This window comes from Pseudoxanthomonas sp. Soil82 (assembly GCF_040446535.1).
GTDB lineage: Bacteria > Pseudomonadota > Gammaproteobacteria > Xanthomonadales > Xanthomonadaceae > Pseudoxanthomonas > Pseudoxanthomonas kaohsiungensis.
Window position 1 is genome coordinate 57,099 of record NZ_JBEAAK010000005.1, and the last position, 14,274, is coordinate 71,372.

Annotated in this window: 12 protein-coding genes; 2 read left to right on the plus strand and 10 right to left on the minus strand. The window is 69.3% G+C overall.

Annotated features, from left to right (window positions below; genetic code table 11):
• Positions 1-50: 50 nt before the first annotated feature.
• Genes ABKA19_RS14085 through ABKA19_RS14105 form a run of 5 tightly spaced genes read right to left on the minus strand, consistent with a single transcriptional unit; the run spans position 51 to position 5,087 of the window.
• Positions 51-1,970: a type IV pilus secretin PilQ gene (locus ABKA19_RS14085; RefSeq protein ID WP_353689438.1), complete on the minus strand. Its 1,920-nt coding sequence runs from the start codon at positions 1,968-1,970 to the stop codon at positions 51-53.
• Between the two features lie 15 nt (positions 1,971-1,985).
• Positions 1,986-2,483, minus strand: a complete 498-nt coding sequence (locus tag ABKA19_RS14090) for a pilus assembly protein PilP (protein ID WP_353689675.1) — start codon at positions 2,481-2,483, stop codon at positions 1,986-1,988.
• A 50-nt stretch (positions 2,484-2,533) separates the two neighbouring features.
• Positions 2,534-3,232, minus strand: coding sequence for a type IV pilus inner membrane component PilO (locus ABKA19_RS14095; RefSeq protein WP_353689439.1), 699 nt, complete (start codon positions 3,230-3,232; stop codon positions 2,534-2,536).
• Positions 3,229-4,029 carry a PilN domain-containing protein gene (locus tag ABKA19_RS14100; protein ID WP_353689440.1) on the minus strand — a complete coding sequence of 267 codons (801 nt, stop codon included), beginning with the start codon at positions 4,027-4,029 and terminating at the stop codon, positions 3,229-3,231. The genes ABKA19_RS14095 and ABKA19_RS14100 overlap by 4 nt, the downstream gene beginning before the upstream one ends.
• Positions 4,029-5,087 carry a pilus assembly protein PilM gene (locus tag ABKA19_RS14105; protein ID WP_162376449.1) on the minus strand — a complete coding sequence of 353 codons (1,059 nt, stop codon included), beginning with the start codon at positions 5,085-5,087 and terminating at the stop codon, positions 4,029-4,031. The genes ABKA19_RS14100 and ABKA19_RS14105 overlap by 1 nt, the downstream gene beginning before the upstream one ends.
• 220 nt (positions 5,088-5,307) lie before the next feature.
• Between ABKA19_RS14105 and ABKA19_RS14110 the strand changes: the two genes are divergently transcribed.
• On the plus strand, positions 5,308-7,773 hold the full coding sequence (locus ABKA19_RS14110) for a penicillin-binding protein 1A (protein WP_353689441.1): 2,466 nt from the start codon (positions 5,308-5,310) through the stop codon (positions 7,771-7,773).
• An 86-nt stretch (positions 7,774-7,859) separates the two neighbouring features.
• A complete protein-coding gene (locus ABKA19_RS14115; protein WP_353689442.1) occupies positions 7,860-8,510 on the plus strand; it encodes a hypothetical protein in 651 nt (216 codons plus the stop codon).
• A 170-nt stretch (positions 8,511-8,680) separates the two neighbouring features.
• On the opposite strand, the gene ABKA19_RS14120 is transcribed toward ABKA19_RS14115, so the two are convergent.
• From ABKA19_RS14120 to ABKA19_RS14140, 5 genes are all read right to left on the minus strand, one after another.
• Positions 8,681-9,970, minus strand: coding sequence for a citrate synthase (locus ABKA19_RS14120; protein ID WP_353689443.1), 1,290 nt, complete (start codon positions 9,968-9,970; stop codon positions 8,681-8,683).
• A 300-nt stretch (positions 9,971-10,270) separates the two neighbouring features.
• Positions 10,271-10,519: a type B 50S ribosomal protein L31 gene (locus ABKA19_RS14125; protein WP_162376445.1), complete on the minus strand. Its 249-nt coding sequence runs from the start codon at positions 10,517-10,519 to the stop codon at positions 10,271-10,273.
• A gap of 75 nt (positions 10,520-10,594) precedes the next feature.
• Complete coding sequence (locus ABKA19_RS14130) at positions 10,595-11,536, minus strand: nucleoside hydrolase (protein ID WP_353689444.1); 942 nt, start codon at positions 11,534-11,536, stop codon at positions 10,595-10,597.
• 95 nt (positions 11,537-11,631) lie between these two features.
• Complete coding sequence (gene recG / locus ABKA19_RS14135) at positions 11,632-13,767, minus strand: ATP-dependent DNA helicase RecG (protein ID WP_353689676.1); 2,136 nt, start codon at positions 13,765-13,767, stop codon at positions 11,632-11,634.
• Between the two features lie 31 nt (positions 13,768-13,798).
• On the minus strand, positions 13,799-14,179 hold the full coding sequence (locus ABKA19_RS14140; protein WP_353689445.1) for a RidA family protein: 381 nt from the start codon (positions 14,177-14,179) through the stop codon (positions 13,799-13,801).
• Positions 14,180-14,274 lie beyond the last annotated feature (95 nt).

Below are 14,274 nucleotides of genomic sequence, written 5' to 3' on the forward strand. Positions count from 1 at the left end.
TCCGAAAACCGGACCCCGGAATGTGAAACGGGGCCCGAAGGCCCCGTTCCCTATCCGCGCGGCTGCCGCGACTCCGGGATCTGAGCCTGCGGCATCCCACCGCGCTTCTCGACGCGCATGACCTTCGGGGTCAGGAAGATCAGCAGCTCGGCCTTGTCCTTGCTGCGGCTGGTCTTCTTGAAGAACGCGCCCAGGAACGGCACGTTGCCCAGGAACGGCACCTTGGCCACGCTGTTGGCGTCGGTGAACTCGTAGACGCCGCCGATCACCACGGTCTGGCCGTCGTCCACCAGCACCGCGGTGTTGATCTCGCGGGTGGCGATTTCCGGGACCTGGCCGATGCTGGTGTCGATGAAGCGCAGCACCTCGTCCTTGGTCACGTGCACGGCCATGAACACGCGGTCGTCGTTGGTGATGGTCGGGGTGACCTTCAGCTCGAGCACGACGTCCTTGAACTCGACCGTCGGGGTCGGGAAAGCCTGGCTGCCGCCGCCGGTCAGGGTGACGTAGCCGACCTCGCGGCCCTGGCGGATGACCGCCTCGCGCTGGTTGGAGGTCACCACGCGCGGGTTCGACAACACTTCGCCGCGACCTTCCTGCTGCAGGGCGGACAGCTCGATGTCGATGGCGAAGTTCGCACCCAGCAGCGTGTAGGCCAGCGCGCCCACGTTCATGCCACTGGCGGTGGTCGCCGGCAGGTCGAAGTTCAGGCCGCCGGGGATCTCGTACTCGCCGTTCTGGATGATGTTGACGTTGTTCTCGAGCGAGCCACTGATGACGCGGGTGTTGTTGCCGATCTCGCGGCCCTGCACGCCGAAGCGGGCGCCCAGGTCGCGGGCGAACGAATCGGTGGCGATGACGATGCGGCTCTCGATCAACACCTGGTCGACCGGCCGGTCGATCACGTTGATCAGCTCGCGCATCTGCGCGACCTTCTTCGGGATGTCGCTGATCATCAGCGTATTGGTGCGCTCGTCGGCGACGATGCGGCCGCGCGGCGACAGGAAGCCGTTTTCCTGATCGTTGCTGCCGCCGCCGCCGCCACCACCGCTCTGGTTGCCGATGCCCTTGGCCTCAGTCAGCGCCTTGAAGATCGCCGCGGCGTTGTGGTAGTTGATCTGGATGTAGTCGGTAACCAGGTCGACGCGGTTCTCGAGGTCGATGCGCGCATCTTCCTTGGCCTTCTCGAACGCGGCCAGCTCCGGCTGCGGCGCCACCCAGATCACGCTGCCGTCGCGGCGCTTGTCCAGGCCCTTGGCGCGCAGGACGATATCCATGGCCTGGTCCCAGGGCACGTTCACCAGGCGCAGGGTCACGTTGCCGGTCACCGTGTCGGACGCGACGATGTTGAGGTTGGATTCCTCGGCGATCAGCTGCAGGACCGTGCGCACCGGCACGTCCTGGAAGTTGAACGTCACCGGGCGACCCGAGTAGCCTTGCTTGGCAAGCCTGGCCTGGGCGCTGCTCACCCCCGGACCGCTCACCGCGCCCACTGCCGCGGTAGAGGTACGCGGCGTGATCTCGACCACGTATTCGTTGCCGGTCTGGTAGGCCAGCGACTCGTACTCGCCGCGCGTGCTCAGCACCAGCTGGGTACCGCCGCCGTAGGACTTGGCATCGATGCGCTGGACCGGGGTGGCGAAGTCGACCACATTGAGCGGCCGCTGCAGGTCGGCCGGCAGCGTGGCGTTGGCCACGTCGACCACGACGCTGCCGTCCTGGTTGCGCAGGTCCGGAGCGGCGCCCTCGCCGTCGAAGCGCAGTATCAGGCGTCCCGCGCCGCCGTCGCCGCGCTTGAAGTCGATCTGGGCCACCTTCGACTTGGCGGTCGCGGCGGCGGGCTGGGCCGCTGGATTGGCGGCGGCGGCCAGGCAGGGTGCAGCCAGGGCAAGCGCGAGCCCCAGGCCGCAGGCCCGCATGATTGCCGGGCGCCGGGCGCTGCTCAGGCTCTGGGCATTGGAAAAGGTCATCGTGCTATCCCCTAATCATTGATCTTCGAGCGCGATGGAGGCCGGACGTTCCAGCCAGCCGCCCGCACCATCGGGCACCAGTTCAACCAGTTCGATCTTGTCCTCGGCGATCGAGGTCACGCGACCGTCGCTTTGCCCCAGGTAGGCGCCCGGACGGATCCGGTGGGTCACCCGGTCCGGCGCCATTACCAGCGCGACCAGCCCACCGCCGGCACCGATCGTGCCCACCATGTCCAGGCTGTCCAGCGGGTACTGTTCAAGCGGTTCCTTGCGCCGGTTCGGATCCGGGCGCAGGCCCGAGCCGCCATCGGGATTGGCCCAGGCGTCGCTGAACGGATCGCGCAAGTCCTGTGCGGCGTACTCGAAAGTCTCGAACTGCTGCATCACCGGCAGCGGATCGAGCGGCGGTGCTGGGCGTGCACGCACCTCGGCGATCCACTTCTCGAGGTTGGGCGCCTCGCCCGGTGTGCTGGTTACGCCACGACCGCAAGCCCCCAAGGCGAGCACCAACATCGCTGCACCCAGCCACCGAAGCGTATGCTTTCCACGGTTACGGTCCATGCTCATGCGCCGCCTCCGGTCGTAGCATCCGCACCACTATTGCCATCGGCGCCCGCCGCCTGCTGGGCCGCCTTTTCCTGCTCTGCGATTTCAAGTTCGTCCAGGTAACGGTACGTCTTCACCGTACCGGACAGTTCCAGCGCACCGCCACGGGTGATCGCCTTGCCATCCTTCGGCTGCAGCTGGATATCGTGCATGGTCAGGATCACGACGCGCGGCAGCGAGGCCACGCCGCTGACGAAGGCGCCAAACTGGTGGTAGTTGCCCACCATCCGCAGCGCGATCGGCTTCTCGGCGTAGAACTCCTTGGGCGTCTCCGGACCTGGCTGGAACAGCTCGTTGGCCAGGCCGCTGGACAGCGCGGTCTGCGAGATGTCGATGATCAGGTCCGGCATTTCAGTCTTGCTCGGCAGCTGGCGCAGCATCTGCTGCAGCACCTGCTCCATCTGCGCCAGTTGCTGGCGCAGCGGCTCCAGGTTGGCGGCCTTGCCCTGCTCGTCCTCGAACTCCTGGCGCAGCGTGGCTTCCTGGCTCTCCAGGCCGCGCAGCTCCTCGACCTTGCCGCGGATCAACACCAGGTAGGCCATGATGAGGATGAACAGCGCCAGCAGTACGCAGAAGACGATCTTCGCCTGCTGCGGCCATCCACCGATGTTGTTGAAGTCCAGGTCGCTGATCTTGACCTTCTTCTTCTGGCTCATGACGCCGGCCTCCCCTCGGTCTGCGCGGCCGGTTGCGGCTGTGTTGTGTTGGCGGGCGCGGACGGCGCAGCGGGCGCGGGCGCGGTTGCAGGTGCGGTCGCCGGCGTGGCGGCTGGTTCAGCGACGGGCGCGACGCCAGCCTCGGGCGCCGCCGGGCCGGGCAACACGGCGCCTTCCACCATAGCCTCGTCCGCCGCCGGCACCCCGCCTTCGGCGGTGGCCGCGTTCGGGTTGGCCAGCTGCACCTTCAGACTGAAGGTGTAGGGCAGGGTCCTGCTGGCGCTGGTGGCGGCAGGTGCGCTCGCGTCGTCCTTCTTGACCTCGATGATCGACAGGTCAGGCTTGGTCATCCAACCCGAGACCTCCAGATTGCGCATGTACGCACTGACCCGCGCGTTGGACTGCGCGCTGCCCTGCAGCGTGAGGATCTCACCTTCCTGCTTGATGTTGTTGAGCGTCACCCCATCCGGGATGGTGCGCACCAGCGAATCGAACAGATGGACCATCTGCGAGCGGTTCGCCTGCAGTTCCTCAATGACCTTCTTGCGCGCGAGAAGGCGGTCCTTCTTGGCATCGAGCTCCTTGATTTCCTCGTTCTGCAGCTTGACCTTGGCGATCTCGTCCTGCAGGTAGTTGTTGCGGGTGTGCTGGCCGCTGATTTGCTGGCTGAAGTAGAACCAAACCAGGAACGAAAGCAGGACGCCGGCGAGCGCGGCCAGGCCGAGCATGCCCTGGAACTCCCGCTGGCGCTGCTTGCGGCGCTCGGCGCGCCACGGCAGAAGATTGATCCGTGCCATCAGTCGAAGCTCCTCAGGGCCAGGCCGGTGGCGATCATCAGCGCCGGCGCGTCCTGGGCCAGGGCGTGCGCCTGCACGCGCGGGCCGAGGGTCATCTGCGCCAGCGGGTTGGCGACCTGGGTCGGCACGCCCAGCTGCTCCTCGACCATCTCCGGCAGTCCGGCGATCGAGGCGCAACCGCCGGCCAGCACGATCTGGTCGACCCGGTTGAATTCGCTGCCGGCATAGAAGAACTGCAGCAGGCGGCTGATCTGCTGGACGGTGGCTTCCTTGAACGGCTCCAGCACCTCGACCTCGTAGGTCTCGGGCAGGCCGCCCTGGCGCTTGGCCTGGCCGGCTTCCTCGTAGGTCAGCCCGTAGCGGCGCATGACCTCGTCGGTGAGCTGCTTGCCGCCGAACACCTGTTCCCGGCTGTAGAGGCTGCGGCCACCGCGGAGGACATTCAGGGTGGTCATGGTCGCGCCGATGTCGACGAGTGCGACCACGCCATCGCGCCCCACTGGCAGCTCGTCGGCGATCAGGGCGAAGGCGTTCTCGACCGCGAAGGCCTCCACGTCCATCACCTTCGCCGTCAGGCCACCCAGCTCCAGCGCCGACTCGCGCAGCTCGACGTTCTCCGAACGCGAGGCCGCCAGCAGCACCTGGACCATCTCCGGATTGCTGGGCATCGGCCCGAGCACCTCGAAGTCGAGGTTCACTTCCTCGATCGGGTAGGGGATGTAGTTGACCGCCTCCAGCTCGACCTGGGCTTCCAGTTCGCCCTCGTCCAGCTCAGCCGGCATCGGGATGATCTTGGTGATCACCGCCGATCCCGCCACTGCCGCAGCGGCGTTCTTCACCTTTGTGCCGGAGCGGTTGACCGCGCGCCGGATGGCCTCGCCCACCGCCTCGACCTCGACGATGTTCTTCTCGACCACGGCATTGGGCGGCAACGGCTCGACCGCGTAATGCTCCACGCGGTAGCGGTTTCCACTGCGCGACAACTGCAGCAGCTTGACCGCAGTCGAGCTGATGTCGACGCCTATGAGCGGCGACTGACTTTTCGGGATGAGCCCCACGGTTTCTCCCCTGCCGACGGGCACTTGGCTGAACTACCTGTGCCCGCGCATTAGATAACGGTTTTTTCAGGCTTGGCAACACCCCCTTGCGCAGGCTGGGATGCCTGTCACGGGTGGTATTGGCCCCTGCCCCCTTGCTGTTCCCCGGGACACCCCCTGCCCTTGTCCCTGGCTAATCTATACTCTGCGGCCGCGAAATCTGCAATCGGATCCCTTCTCGATGCCCCGTCTCCGCCGCCTCCTGCGCTGGGCGCTGATCGCCTCCGCAGGCCTGGCCCTGCTGGCCGCCATCGGCCTGGGAACCCTCTACGTGGTGCTCTCCTCGCGGCTTCCCGAGGTGGAGTCCCTGCGCGAAGTGGAGATGCAGGAGCCCCTCTACGTCTACTCCGCCGACGGCAGGCTCATGGCCGTCTTCGGCGAGAACCGCCGTTACCCGGTCGCCATCGAGCAGGTGCCCGAGCGCCTGCGCCAGGCCTTCATCGCCATCGAGGATGCGCGCTTCTACGAGCACGGCGGGGTCGACTACAAGGGCGTGGCCCGCGCGGTGTGGCTGCTGGCGACCACCGACGGCAAGCGCGTCCCGGGCGGCTCGACCATCACCCAGCAGGTGGCGCGCCAGTTCTTCCTCAGCCCGGAGTACAGCTACCAGCGCAAGCTGGCCGAGATGCTGCTGGCCAGGAAGATGGAGCGCGCGCTGAGCAAGGACGAGATCCTGGCCCTGTACCTCAACAAGAGCTTCTTCGGCAACCGGTCCTACGGCGTGGCCGCGGCCGCCGAGTACTACTACGGCAAGAAGCTGGAGGACCTGTCGCTGGACGAGATGGCCTCGCTGGCCGGCATCCCCAAGTTCCCGTCCAGCGGCAACCCGATCAGCAATCCCGAGCGCGCCCGGATCCGCCGCGACTACATCCTCGACCGCATGGCCGAGCTGGGCTTCGTCAGCGCCGCCGAGGCGGCCGCGGCCAAGGCGGTGCCGATGCACGCCGCCCCGCACGAGCCGCCGGTGCAGGTCTCGGCCCCTTACGTGGCCGAGATGGTCCGCCAGGAAATGATCGCCCGCTACGGTCCGGAGGCGGTCACCCGCGGCTACCAGGTGACCACCACCATCCTGCCGGACCTGCAGGCGGCCGCCGACAAGGCCGTCCGCGACGGCCTGCACCTGTACGACCATCGGCATGGCTGGCACGGAGTGGAGCGCCAGGCCGAAGTGGCCGCCGATGCCGACGATGCCACCCTGGCCAAGGCCCTGGCCGGCACCCCGTCCCAGGCCGAACTCCTGCCAGCGATCGTCGCCGGCACCGCCGCCGACGGCAGCGCCCGGGTGGTGCTGGCGGACGCCAGCAGCGTCACCCTGCCCGCCTCCTCCGCCCGCTGGACGGGCAAGAACCCGGCCGCGCTGCTCAAGCGCGGCGACGTGGTCCGGGTCCGCCGCGGCGAGAAGGAAGGCGAGTTCCTGCTCGACCAGGTGCCGCGCGGCCAGTCCGCGCTGGTCTCGCTCGACGCCAACAACGGCGCCCTGCGTGCGCTGGTTGGCGGCTACAGCTTTGCCGGCAACAAGTTCAACCGCGCCACCCAGGCACGTCGCCAGCCGGGCTCCAGCTTCAAGCCGTTCGTCTATTCGGCCGCGTTCGAGAAGGGCTTCAACCCGGCCTCGATCGTGCTCGACGCTCCGGTGGTTTTCCGCGACCGCCGGGGCAACACCTGGTCGCCGCAGAACGACGGCGGCGGCTTCAAGGGCCCCATGCGCCTGCGCGAAGCGCTGGTGCAGTCACGCAACCTGGTCTCGGTGCGGCTGCTCGACGCGATCGGGGTCAACTTCGCCCGCACCTACATCGCCCAGTTCGGCTTCGACGAGGCCGAGCTCCCGCCCAACCTGTCCATGTCGCTGGGGACCGCCTCGCTGACCCCGCTCTCGATCGCCCGCGGCTACGCCGTGTTCGCCAATGGCGGGTCGCGCGTGACCCCCTGGTTCATCGACGAAGTCCGGGACCGCAACGGCGAGTTGCTGTTCAAGGAGGACCCGGCGGTCGCCTGCCGCAGCTGCGGCGCGATCGCGGCCAACGGCACCGCGCCGAGCCAGCCGCAGGTCGTCGACGGGTTCAACTTCGGTGCGGCTGCGCCCGCCTCCCCGCCGGCGCAGGCCCCTTCCAGCGAGGCCGTCGTGGCCGACGCGAAACCCGCCGCCCCGCCGCCGTCCGGGAAGGTCGCCCCCCGCGCGATCGACGAACGCTCCGCCTACCAGCTGGTGTCGATGATGCGCGACGTGGTCCAGCGCGGCACCGGCACCGCGGCGAAGGTGCTCGAGCGCGAGGACGTGGGCGGGAAGACCGGCTCGACCAACGACCACCGCGACGCGTGGTTCTCCGGTTTCGGCGGTCCGCTGGCGACCACCGTGTGGGTCGGCCGCGACGACTTCCAGTCCCTCGGCTACCGCGAGTACGGCGGCAAGGCCGCCCTGCCGATCTGGATCGACTACATGCGGGTGGCGCTCAAGGACCAGCCGATCGCCGCCAACGAGCCGCCGGCCGGCATGGTCCGCGTGTACGTCGACAACGCCGGGCACATGTCGACCGAAGGCGGCGGCCTGGCCGAGTACGTGAAGGTCGAAGACCTCGAGCGCATGCGCAACAACCTCGACTTCCTGGGACCCGAGCAGAGCGACGAGGAAGCGTTCGACATCTTTTGAGGTCGTCGGGATGCGCATCGGCGTGGGTGATTGAACCCTCACGCCGATGCGGTAGAGTCGCTCCACGCCCCGCCTGGAGTGTCGACATGCACCGTGCCCGCCAGCATGCCGAGACCCGCACCCGCGAACGCCGGCACCGCCTTGCCCACGAAGCCGCCCGACTCATGGCCGAAGGCGGCATCCGCGACTTCCACCAGGCCAAGCTGAAGGCCGCCGCGCGCCTGGGCATCCACGACGATGCATCGCTGCCGCGCAACCGCGAGATCGAAGACGCCCTGCGCGAGTACCAGCGCATCTTCCTCGGACAGGGCCAGGCCCGTGCGCTGCGCCAGCGGCGCGAGGCGGCGGCGCGCGCGCTGGAGTTCCTGGCGCCGTTCGAGCCACGACTGGTCGGCCCGGTGCTGGACGGCACCGCCGACACCACCTCGCCGGTACTGCTCCATGCCTATACCGACGATGCCGACGCCGTGGCACGCTTCCTGGACGAGCATGGGATCCCCGCCGAACCGCGCGAGCGCCAGCTGCGCCTGGACCGCGAACGCCGTGCCGATCTGCCGGTATGGGTGTTCGGCGCCGAGGACCTGGCCTTCGACATCACCGTCCTGCCCCTGCATGCCCTGCGGCAGGCGCCGCTGTCGTCGGTGGATGAGCGGCCGATGCGCAGGGCCTCGCTGGCGCAACTGCGGCAGCTGCTGGCCGAGGACGAGATCGCCGGCTACGAAGGCGGCCTGCCGTGACCGGCGTTCGCGCGCCTTCGTAGAGCGGGGCTCACCCCGCTGCTGCCTGGCTCTGCTTCGCACGGGACAAGGACAGCGGGGCGAGCCCCGCTCTACGCAGTGCAACCGCCGGGCAAAAGAAAACGCCCCGCGCAAGCGGGGCGTTCTGTCGACGCGAGACAGCGGCGCGGTCAGCGCTGGCCCATGCCCTTGTAGTCGCGCACGTCGTGGCCGGTGTAGATCTGGCGTGGGCGGCCGATCTTGGCTTCCGGGTCGACCTGCTGCTCCAGCCAGTGCGCCACCCAGCCGGCGGTGCGGCCGATGGCGAACATGACCGTGAACATCTCGGTCGGGATCTTCAGCGCCTTGTAGATGATGCCGCTGTAGAAGTCGACGTTCGGGTACAGCTTGCGCTGGATGAAGTACTCGTCCTTCAGCGCGGCCTCTTCCAGCTTCATCGCCACTTCCAGCAGCGGGTCGTTGACGCCCAGCTCGCCGAGCACCTTGTGGGTCATCTCGCGGATGATCTTGGCGCGCGGGTCGAAGTTCTTGTAGACGCGGTGGCCGAAGCCCATCAGGCGGAAGCCGGACTCCTTGTCCTTGGCCTTGGCGATGGCGCTCTCGACATTGTCGGGAGTGCCGATCTCCTCGAGCATCTTCAGCACCGCCTCGTTGGCGCCGCCGTGCGCCGGGCCCCACAGCGCGGTGATGCCGGCCGCGATGCACGCGTACGGGTTCGCACCGGTCGAACCGACCAGGCGGACGGTGGAGGTGGAGGCGTTCTGCTCGTGGTCGGCGTGCAGGATGAACAGCAGGTCCAGCGCCTTGGCCACGACCGGGTTCAACTCCAGCGGCTCGCTGGGCACCTCGAACATCATGTGCAGGAAGCGGCTGACGTAGTCGAGGTTGTTGCGCGGGTAGCGCGACGGCCAGCCGATCGAGTAGCGGTAGGCGGCGGCGGCCAGCGTCGGCACCTTGGCGATCAGGCGGATCGCGGCCTGGCGGCGCTGCTCCGGATCGTTGAGGTCCAGGGTGTCGTGGTAGAACGCCGACAGCGAGGCGACCGTGCCGGCCAGCATGGCCATCGGGTGCGCGTCGTAGTTGAAGCCCTGCAGGAAGTTCTTCAGGGACTCGTGCATCATCGTGTGATGCGTGACTTCATGCTCGAACTTGGCGAACTCGGCCTGGCTGGGCAGCTCGCCGTTCATCAGCAGGTAGGCCACTTCCAGGAAGCTGGAATGCTGGGCCAGCTGCTCGATCGGGTAGCCGCGGTACAGCAGCACGCCGTTGTCGCCGTCGATGTAGGTGATGGCCGACTTGCAGCTCGCCGTGGCGGTGAAACCGGAGTCGTAGGTGAAGAGACCGGTTTCCCTGGTCAGCCTGGAAATGTCGATGCAGTCGTTGCCCAGGGTCGGCTTGAGTACCGGCAGGGCTACCGACTTGTCGCCGGCATTCAACGTGACCTGGTCGAGATTGGACACGGTGTGCGCTCCTCTGTGGGGTAGGCGAGGCACGTGGCGCAGGTGCGCCGGGTGCGTTCGCGGGAGGGGGTCCGCGGCGCAGCGCCGCGAAGCCTCGGAATTATCGCACACCCCGTACGCCCGGGTACCCCGGACGGAAGTCGTATGGCGCGCGCGTCGGATCCCCGCGCCGCGCATGCATGCGCGCGCGGCGTGGCGGGCCGGTTGGCCTCGGGCGGCACGCATAGCAGAACGGCCGCGCAAGCGCGGCCGTCCCGGCAACATCGTCCGGCCACGCCCGCAGGGGGCGTGGGACCGGGATCAGCGCGCGTAACGACGCTGGAACTTGTCGATGCGGCCGCTGGTGTCGACGATCTTGTGCTTGCCCGTGTAGAACGGGTGCGACGCCGAGGAGATTTCGATCTTCACCAGCGGGTATTCGTTGCCGTCTTCCCACTTCACGGTTTCCTTGGAGCCGCCGGCCATGGTCGAGCGGGTCAGGAACTTGAAATCGGAGGTGACGTCGTGGAAGACGACTTCGCGGTAATCGGGATGGATGCCGGCCTTCATGGCGTACACCGTAAGCAGTTGACGGAACAGAGCCCGGCATTCTAGCCGGGCCACCTTCGCGGCGCAAGGCCGGGGTCAGGCGGCGGCCAGCGCGGCCTCGACCCGGGACTCGAACCGGGCCTGGTCGTAGCGCAGCAGGATCCGGGCATTGTCCGGAGCCCCGGTCTGCCGGTTCCAGTCCACCGCGGTCAGCCCCCGGGCCAGGCGCCCTTCCGTCTCCACCGCCACCGGCCGCTCGGCCTGCTCCAGCGCCCCTTCAGGCTCCAGCGCCCAGGCCATGGCCAGGGCGTCGGCCGAGTGCCACAGCTCTCCGCGGCGGTCCTCCGACCAGAGCCGGGTCTGCCTCGAGATGGCTTCGTAGAAGCGCGCGCGCGGCGAATCGGCGGCCAGCCAGGCCTCGGCCCGCCGATGGTGGAAGCCGTGGGCGATCGTCGCCTCCCAGTCGGCCAGGTCGTAGCGCGGGAATTCCGACAGGACCACGTGCGCCGACTCGGGGTCGAAGCCGATGTTGAACTCGGCCACCGGGGTGATGTTGCCGTGCGCGGTGACCGCCCCGCCCATCACCACCAGGCGCGCGATGCGCTGCGGCAGGGTCGGGTCCAGGCGCAGCGCCAGCGCCAGGTTGGTCAATGGACCCAGCGCGACCAGCAGCAGCCGGCCGGCGTGTTCGTGCGACAGGCGCAGGATCGCCAGCGCGGCGTGTTCGTCCGCCGCCGTCCCGGCCGGCTCCGCATAGCCGATGTCGCCGAAGCCGTCGCGGCCGTGCACGTGCGCGGCATCTTCGCGGGGCACGTGGACCAGCGGCCCGCTACAGCCGGGGAATACCGGCACGTCGGGCCGGCCGGCCACTTCGCGCAGCTTCAGCGCATTGCGCACCGTGTGCTCCAGGCCGACGTTGCCGGCGGCGATGGTCAGGCCGACCACTTCGTGGGCGTCGGAATGGAAGGCCATCAGCAGCGCCAGCGCGTCGTCGACGCCGGGGTCGGTATCGATCAGCAGCGGGATCTTCTCGCTCATGCGGCGTGGGTCCGGTGGTCCCTGGAGGACGGCCGGCCAGTGTCGCCATTCGACCGGACGAGGGCAAACCGCGCGTCCGGCGGCGGTGGAGCCGGTCAGGCGGCCGCGTAGCGCGAAGCGCCGCCGACCCAGCGTGCGACCAGGCGGTCCGCGGTATCCGGTGCGTGCGCGAGCAGGTGGTCGGCCAGCGCGTGCACCTGCGGCAGCAGGCCGGCATCGCGGGCCAGGTCGGCGATGCGGAACGCCGCCAGGCCGGTCTGGCGGGTACCGAGCAGTTCGCCCGGGCCGCGCAGCTCCAGGTCCTTCTCGGCGATGAGGAAGCCGTCGCTGGTCTGCCGCAGCACGTCCAGCCGCTGCCGCGCCAGCGCCGACAGCGGCGCCTGGTAGAGCAGCACGCAACTGGACGCCGCCGCGCCGCGCCCGACCCGGCCACGCAGCTGGTGCAGCTGGGCCAGCCCCAGGCGCTCGGCGTTCTCCACGATCATCAGCGAGGCGTTGGGCACGTCCACGCCGACCTCGATCACCGTGGTGGCGACCAGCAGGTCGATCGCGCCTTCCTTGAAGGCGCGCATCGTGGCCTGCTTCTGCGAGGCCTTCATCCGGCCGTGGACCAGGCCCACGCGCAGGCCGGGAAGCTGTTCGGACAACTGGGCGAACGTGCGTTCGGCCGCCTGCGCCTGCAGCTTCATCCCCTGCCCGGGCTTGCCCTCGTCCTCGGGCTCCTCGATCAGGGTGCACACCCAGTAGGCCTGGCGCCCCTCGGCACAGGCCGCGCGGATGCGCTCGACCAGCTCGGGCCGGCGCTCGGCGCTGACCGCCACGGTCTGCACCGGCGTGCGACCGGGCGGCAGTTCGTCGATCGCCGACACGTCCAGGTCCGCATAGGCGGTCATCGCCAGGGTGCGCGGGATCGGCGTGGCGGTCATCACCAGCTGGTGCGGCACGTGGCCATGCGCCGGCCCCTTGTCGCGCAGCGCCAGCCGCTGCTGCACGCCGAAACGGTGCTGTTCGTCGACGATGACCAGGGCCAGGTCATGGAAGGCCACGCCCTCCTGCATCAGGGCATGGGTGCCGACCACCACCTGCGCCTGGCCGGAGGCGACGTCCGCCAGCGCCTGCGCACGCGCCCTGCCGGTGACCTTGCCTGCCAGCCAGGCCACCTGGATTCCCAGCGGCTCCAGCCAGGCGCGCAGGTTGGCCAGGTGCTGTTCGGCGAGCAATTCGGTCGGCGCGGCCAGCGCGACCTGGCAACCGCGTTCCACCGCCATCGTCGCCGCCAGCGCGGCGACGACCGTCTTGCCGGAGCCGACGTCGCCCTGCACCAGCCGCTGCATCGGCGTGGGCCGGGCGAGGTCGGCGCGAACCTGCTCGAACACGCGCTGCTGCGCACCGGTCAATGCGAACGGCAGGCGCTCGCGCAGGCGCCGCGCGAGCACGCCCGGGCCATCGAGCGCACGTGCGCTCAGCGCCTGCTGGGCCAGCCGTTGCCGGCGCAGGCTCAGGTGGTGGGCGAGCAGTTCTTCCAGCGCCAGCCGGCGCTGCGCCGGATGGGTGCCTGCGCCCAGCGCGGCCAGGTCGGCATCCGCCGGCGGACGATGCAGGACCAGCAGCGAGTCGCGCAGCCCCGGCAACTGGGCCAGGCCCGGCAGCGAAGCCGGCAGGAGTTCGAGCGTGGCCGCCTCCGGCAGGAGGTCCAGCGCCTGGCCGATCAATCGCCGCAGCACCGCCGGGCCGACGCCCTCGATCGCCGGATAGACCGGATCGAGCGCCTCGCCCAGCACCGCCTCTTCCGTTTCGCCCAGCACGCGGTAACTGGGATGGACGATCTCCAGTCCGTGCTGGCCCGGCCGCGGCGTGCCGAAGCAGCGCAGGCGCACGCCCGGGCGGAACTGGGCCACCTGCGCGGCGCGGAAGTGGAAAAAGCGCAGCACCACGGTGGCGTGCGAATCGTCGCCGATCGCCACGCGCAGCAACGGCCGGTATCGGAAGCCGCGCTCGACCGCCTCGACCGTACCGTCCACCTGCGCCGGTACACCCGGCTGCAGCTGCCGGATAGGCGTGAGCCGGGTGCGGTCTTCATAGCGCAACGGCAGGTGCAGCCACAGGTCCTGCACCGTCGCCAGGCCGCGGGCGCGCAGCTTCTGCTCGACGCTGGCGCCGACGCCACGCAGCGCCGCGACCGGCGTGGCGCCGCCCGCCAGGACCGGAGCGGACGGCCGCGACGCCCCCATGCCCATGCCCGTCGGACTCAGCCGCGAGGCCTCACTCGACCACCATCACCGCATCGGCCTCGAACGCCACGCCCTTGGGCAGTGCCGACACGCCGATGGTCGACCGGGCCGGGAACGGCGCGGTGAAGTATTCCTGCATCACCGCATTGACCGCGGCGAACTGCGACAGGTCGGTCAGGTACAGGCCCAGGCGGACGATGCGGTCCAGCGAACCGCCGGCGGCCTCGGCCACGGCCTTGAGGTTGTCGAACACCTGCCGCGCCTGCGCGGTGATGTCGCCGGCGACCACCTCGCCGGTGGCCGGCACCAGCGGGATCTGGCCGGAGAAGTACACGGTGTTGCCGCTGCGCACGGCTTGCGAATACGGGCCGATGGCGGCGGGCGCCTTGTCGGTCTGGACGATCTGCGACATGCGTGGCTCCACGAATGGGGGGAATGCCGCGATTCTACCGGCTGGCGGGCCGGCGCATCGGGAACGACGCCGCCGTGGACCGGCCCGGCTTCCAG

Coding starts and splice junctions, on each gene's coding strand:
- ABKA19_RS14090 (WP_353689675.1), bottom strand. CDS start 2,483: ATGTTGGTGCTCGCCTTGGGGGCTTGCGGTCGTGGCGTAACCAGCACA.
- recG (WP_353689676.1), bottom strand. CDS start 13,767: ATGGGGGCGTCGCGGCCGTCCGCTCCGGTCCTGGCGGGCGGCGCCACG.
- ABKA19_RS14125 (WP_162376445.1), bottom strand. CDS start 10,519: ATGAAGGCCGGCATCCATCCCGATTACCGCGAAGTCGTCTTCCACGAC.
- ABKA19_RS14100 (WP_353689440.1), bottom strand. CDS start 4,029: ATGGCACGGATCAATCTTCTGCCGTGGCGCGCCGAGCGCCGCAAGCAG.
- ABKA19_RS14095 (WP_353689439.1), bottom strand. CDS start 3,232: ATGAGCCAGAAGAAGAAGGTCAAGATCAGCGACCTGGACTTCAACAAC.
- ABKA19_RS14140 (WP_353689445.1), bottom strand. CDS start 14,179: ATGTCGCAGATCGTCCAGACCGACAAGGCGCCCGCCGCCATCGGCCCG.
- ABKA19_RS14110 (WP_353689441.1), top strand. CDS start 5,308: ATGCCCCGTCTCCGCCGCCTCCTGCGCTGGGCGCTGATCGCCTCCGCA.
- ABKA19_RS14130 (WP_353689444.1), bottom strand. CDS start 11,536: ATGAGCGAGAAGATCCCGCTGCTGATCGATACCGACCCCGGCGTCGAC.
- ABKA19_RS14085 (WP_353689438.1), bottom strand. CDS start 1,970: ATGACCTTTTCCAATGCCCAGAGCCTGAGCAGCGCCCGGCGCCCGGCA.
- ABKA19_RS14115 (WP_353689442.1), top strand. CDS start 7,860: ATGCACCGTGCCCGCCAGCATGCCGAGACCCGCACCCGCGAACGCCGG.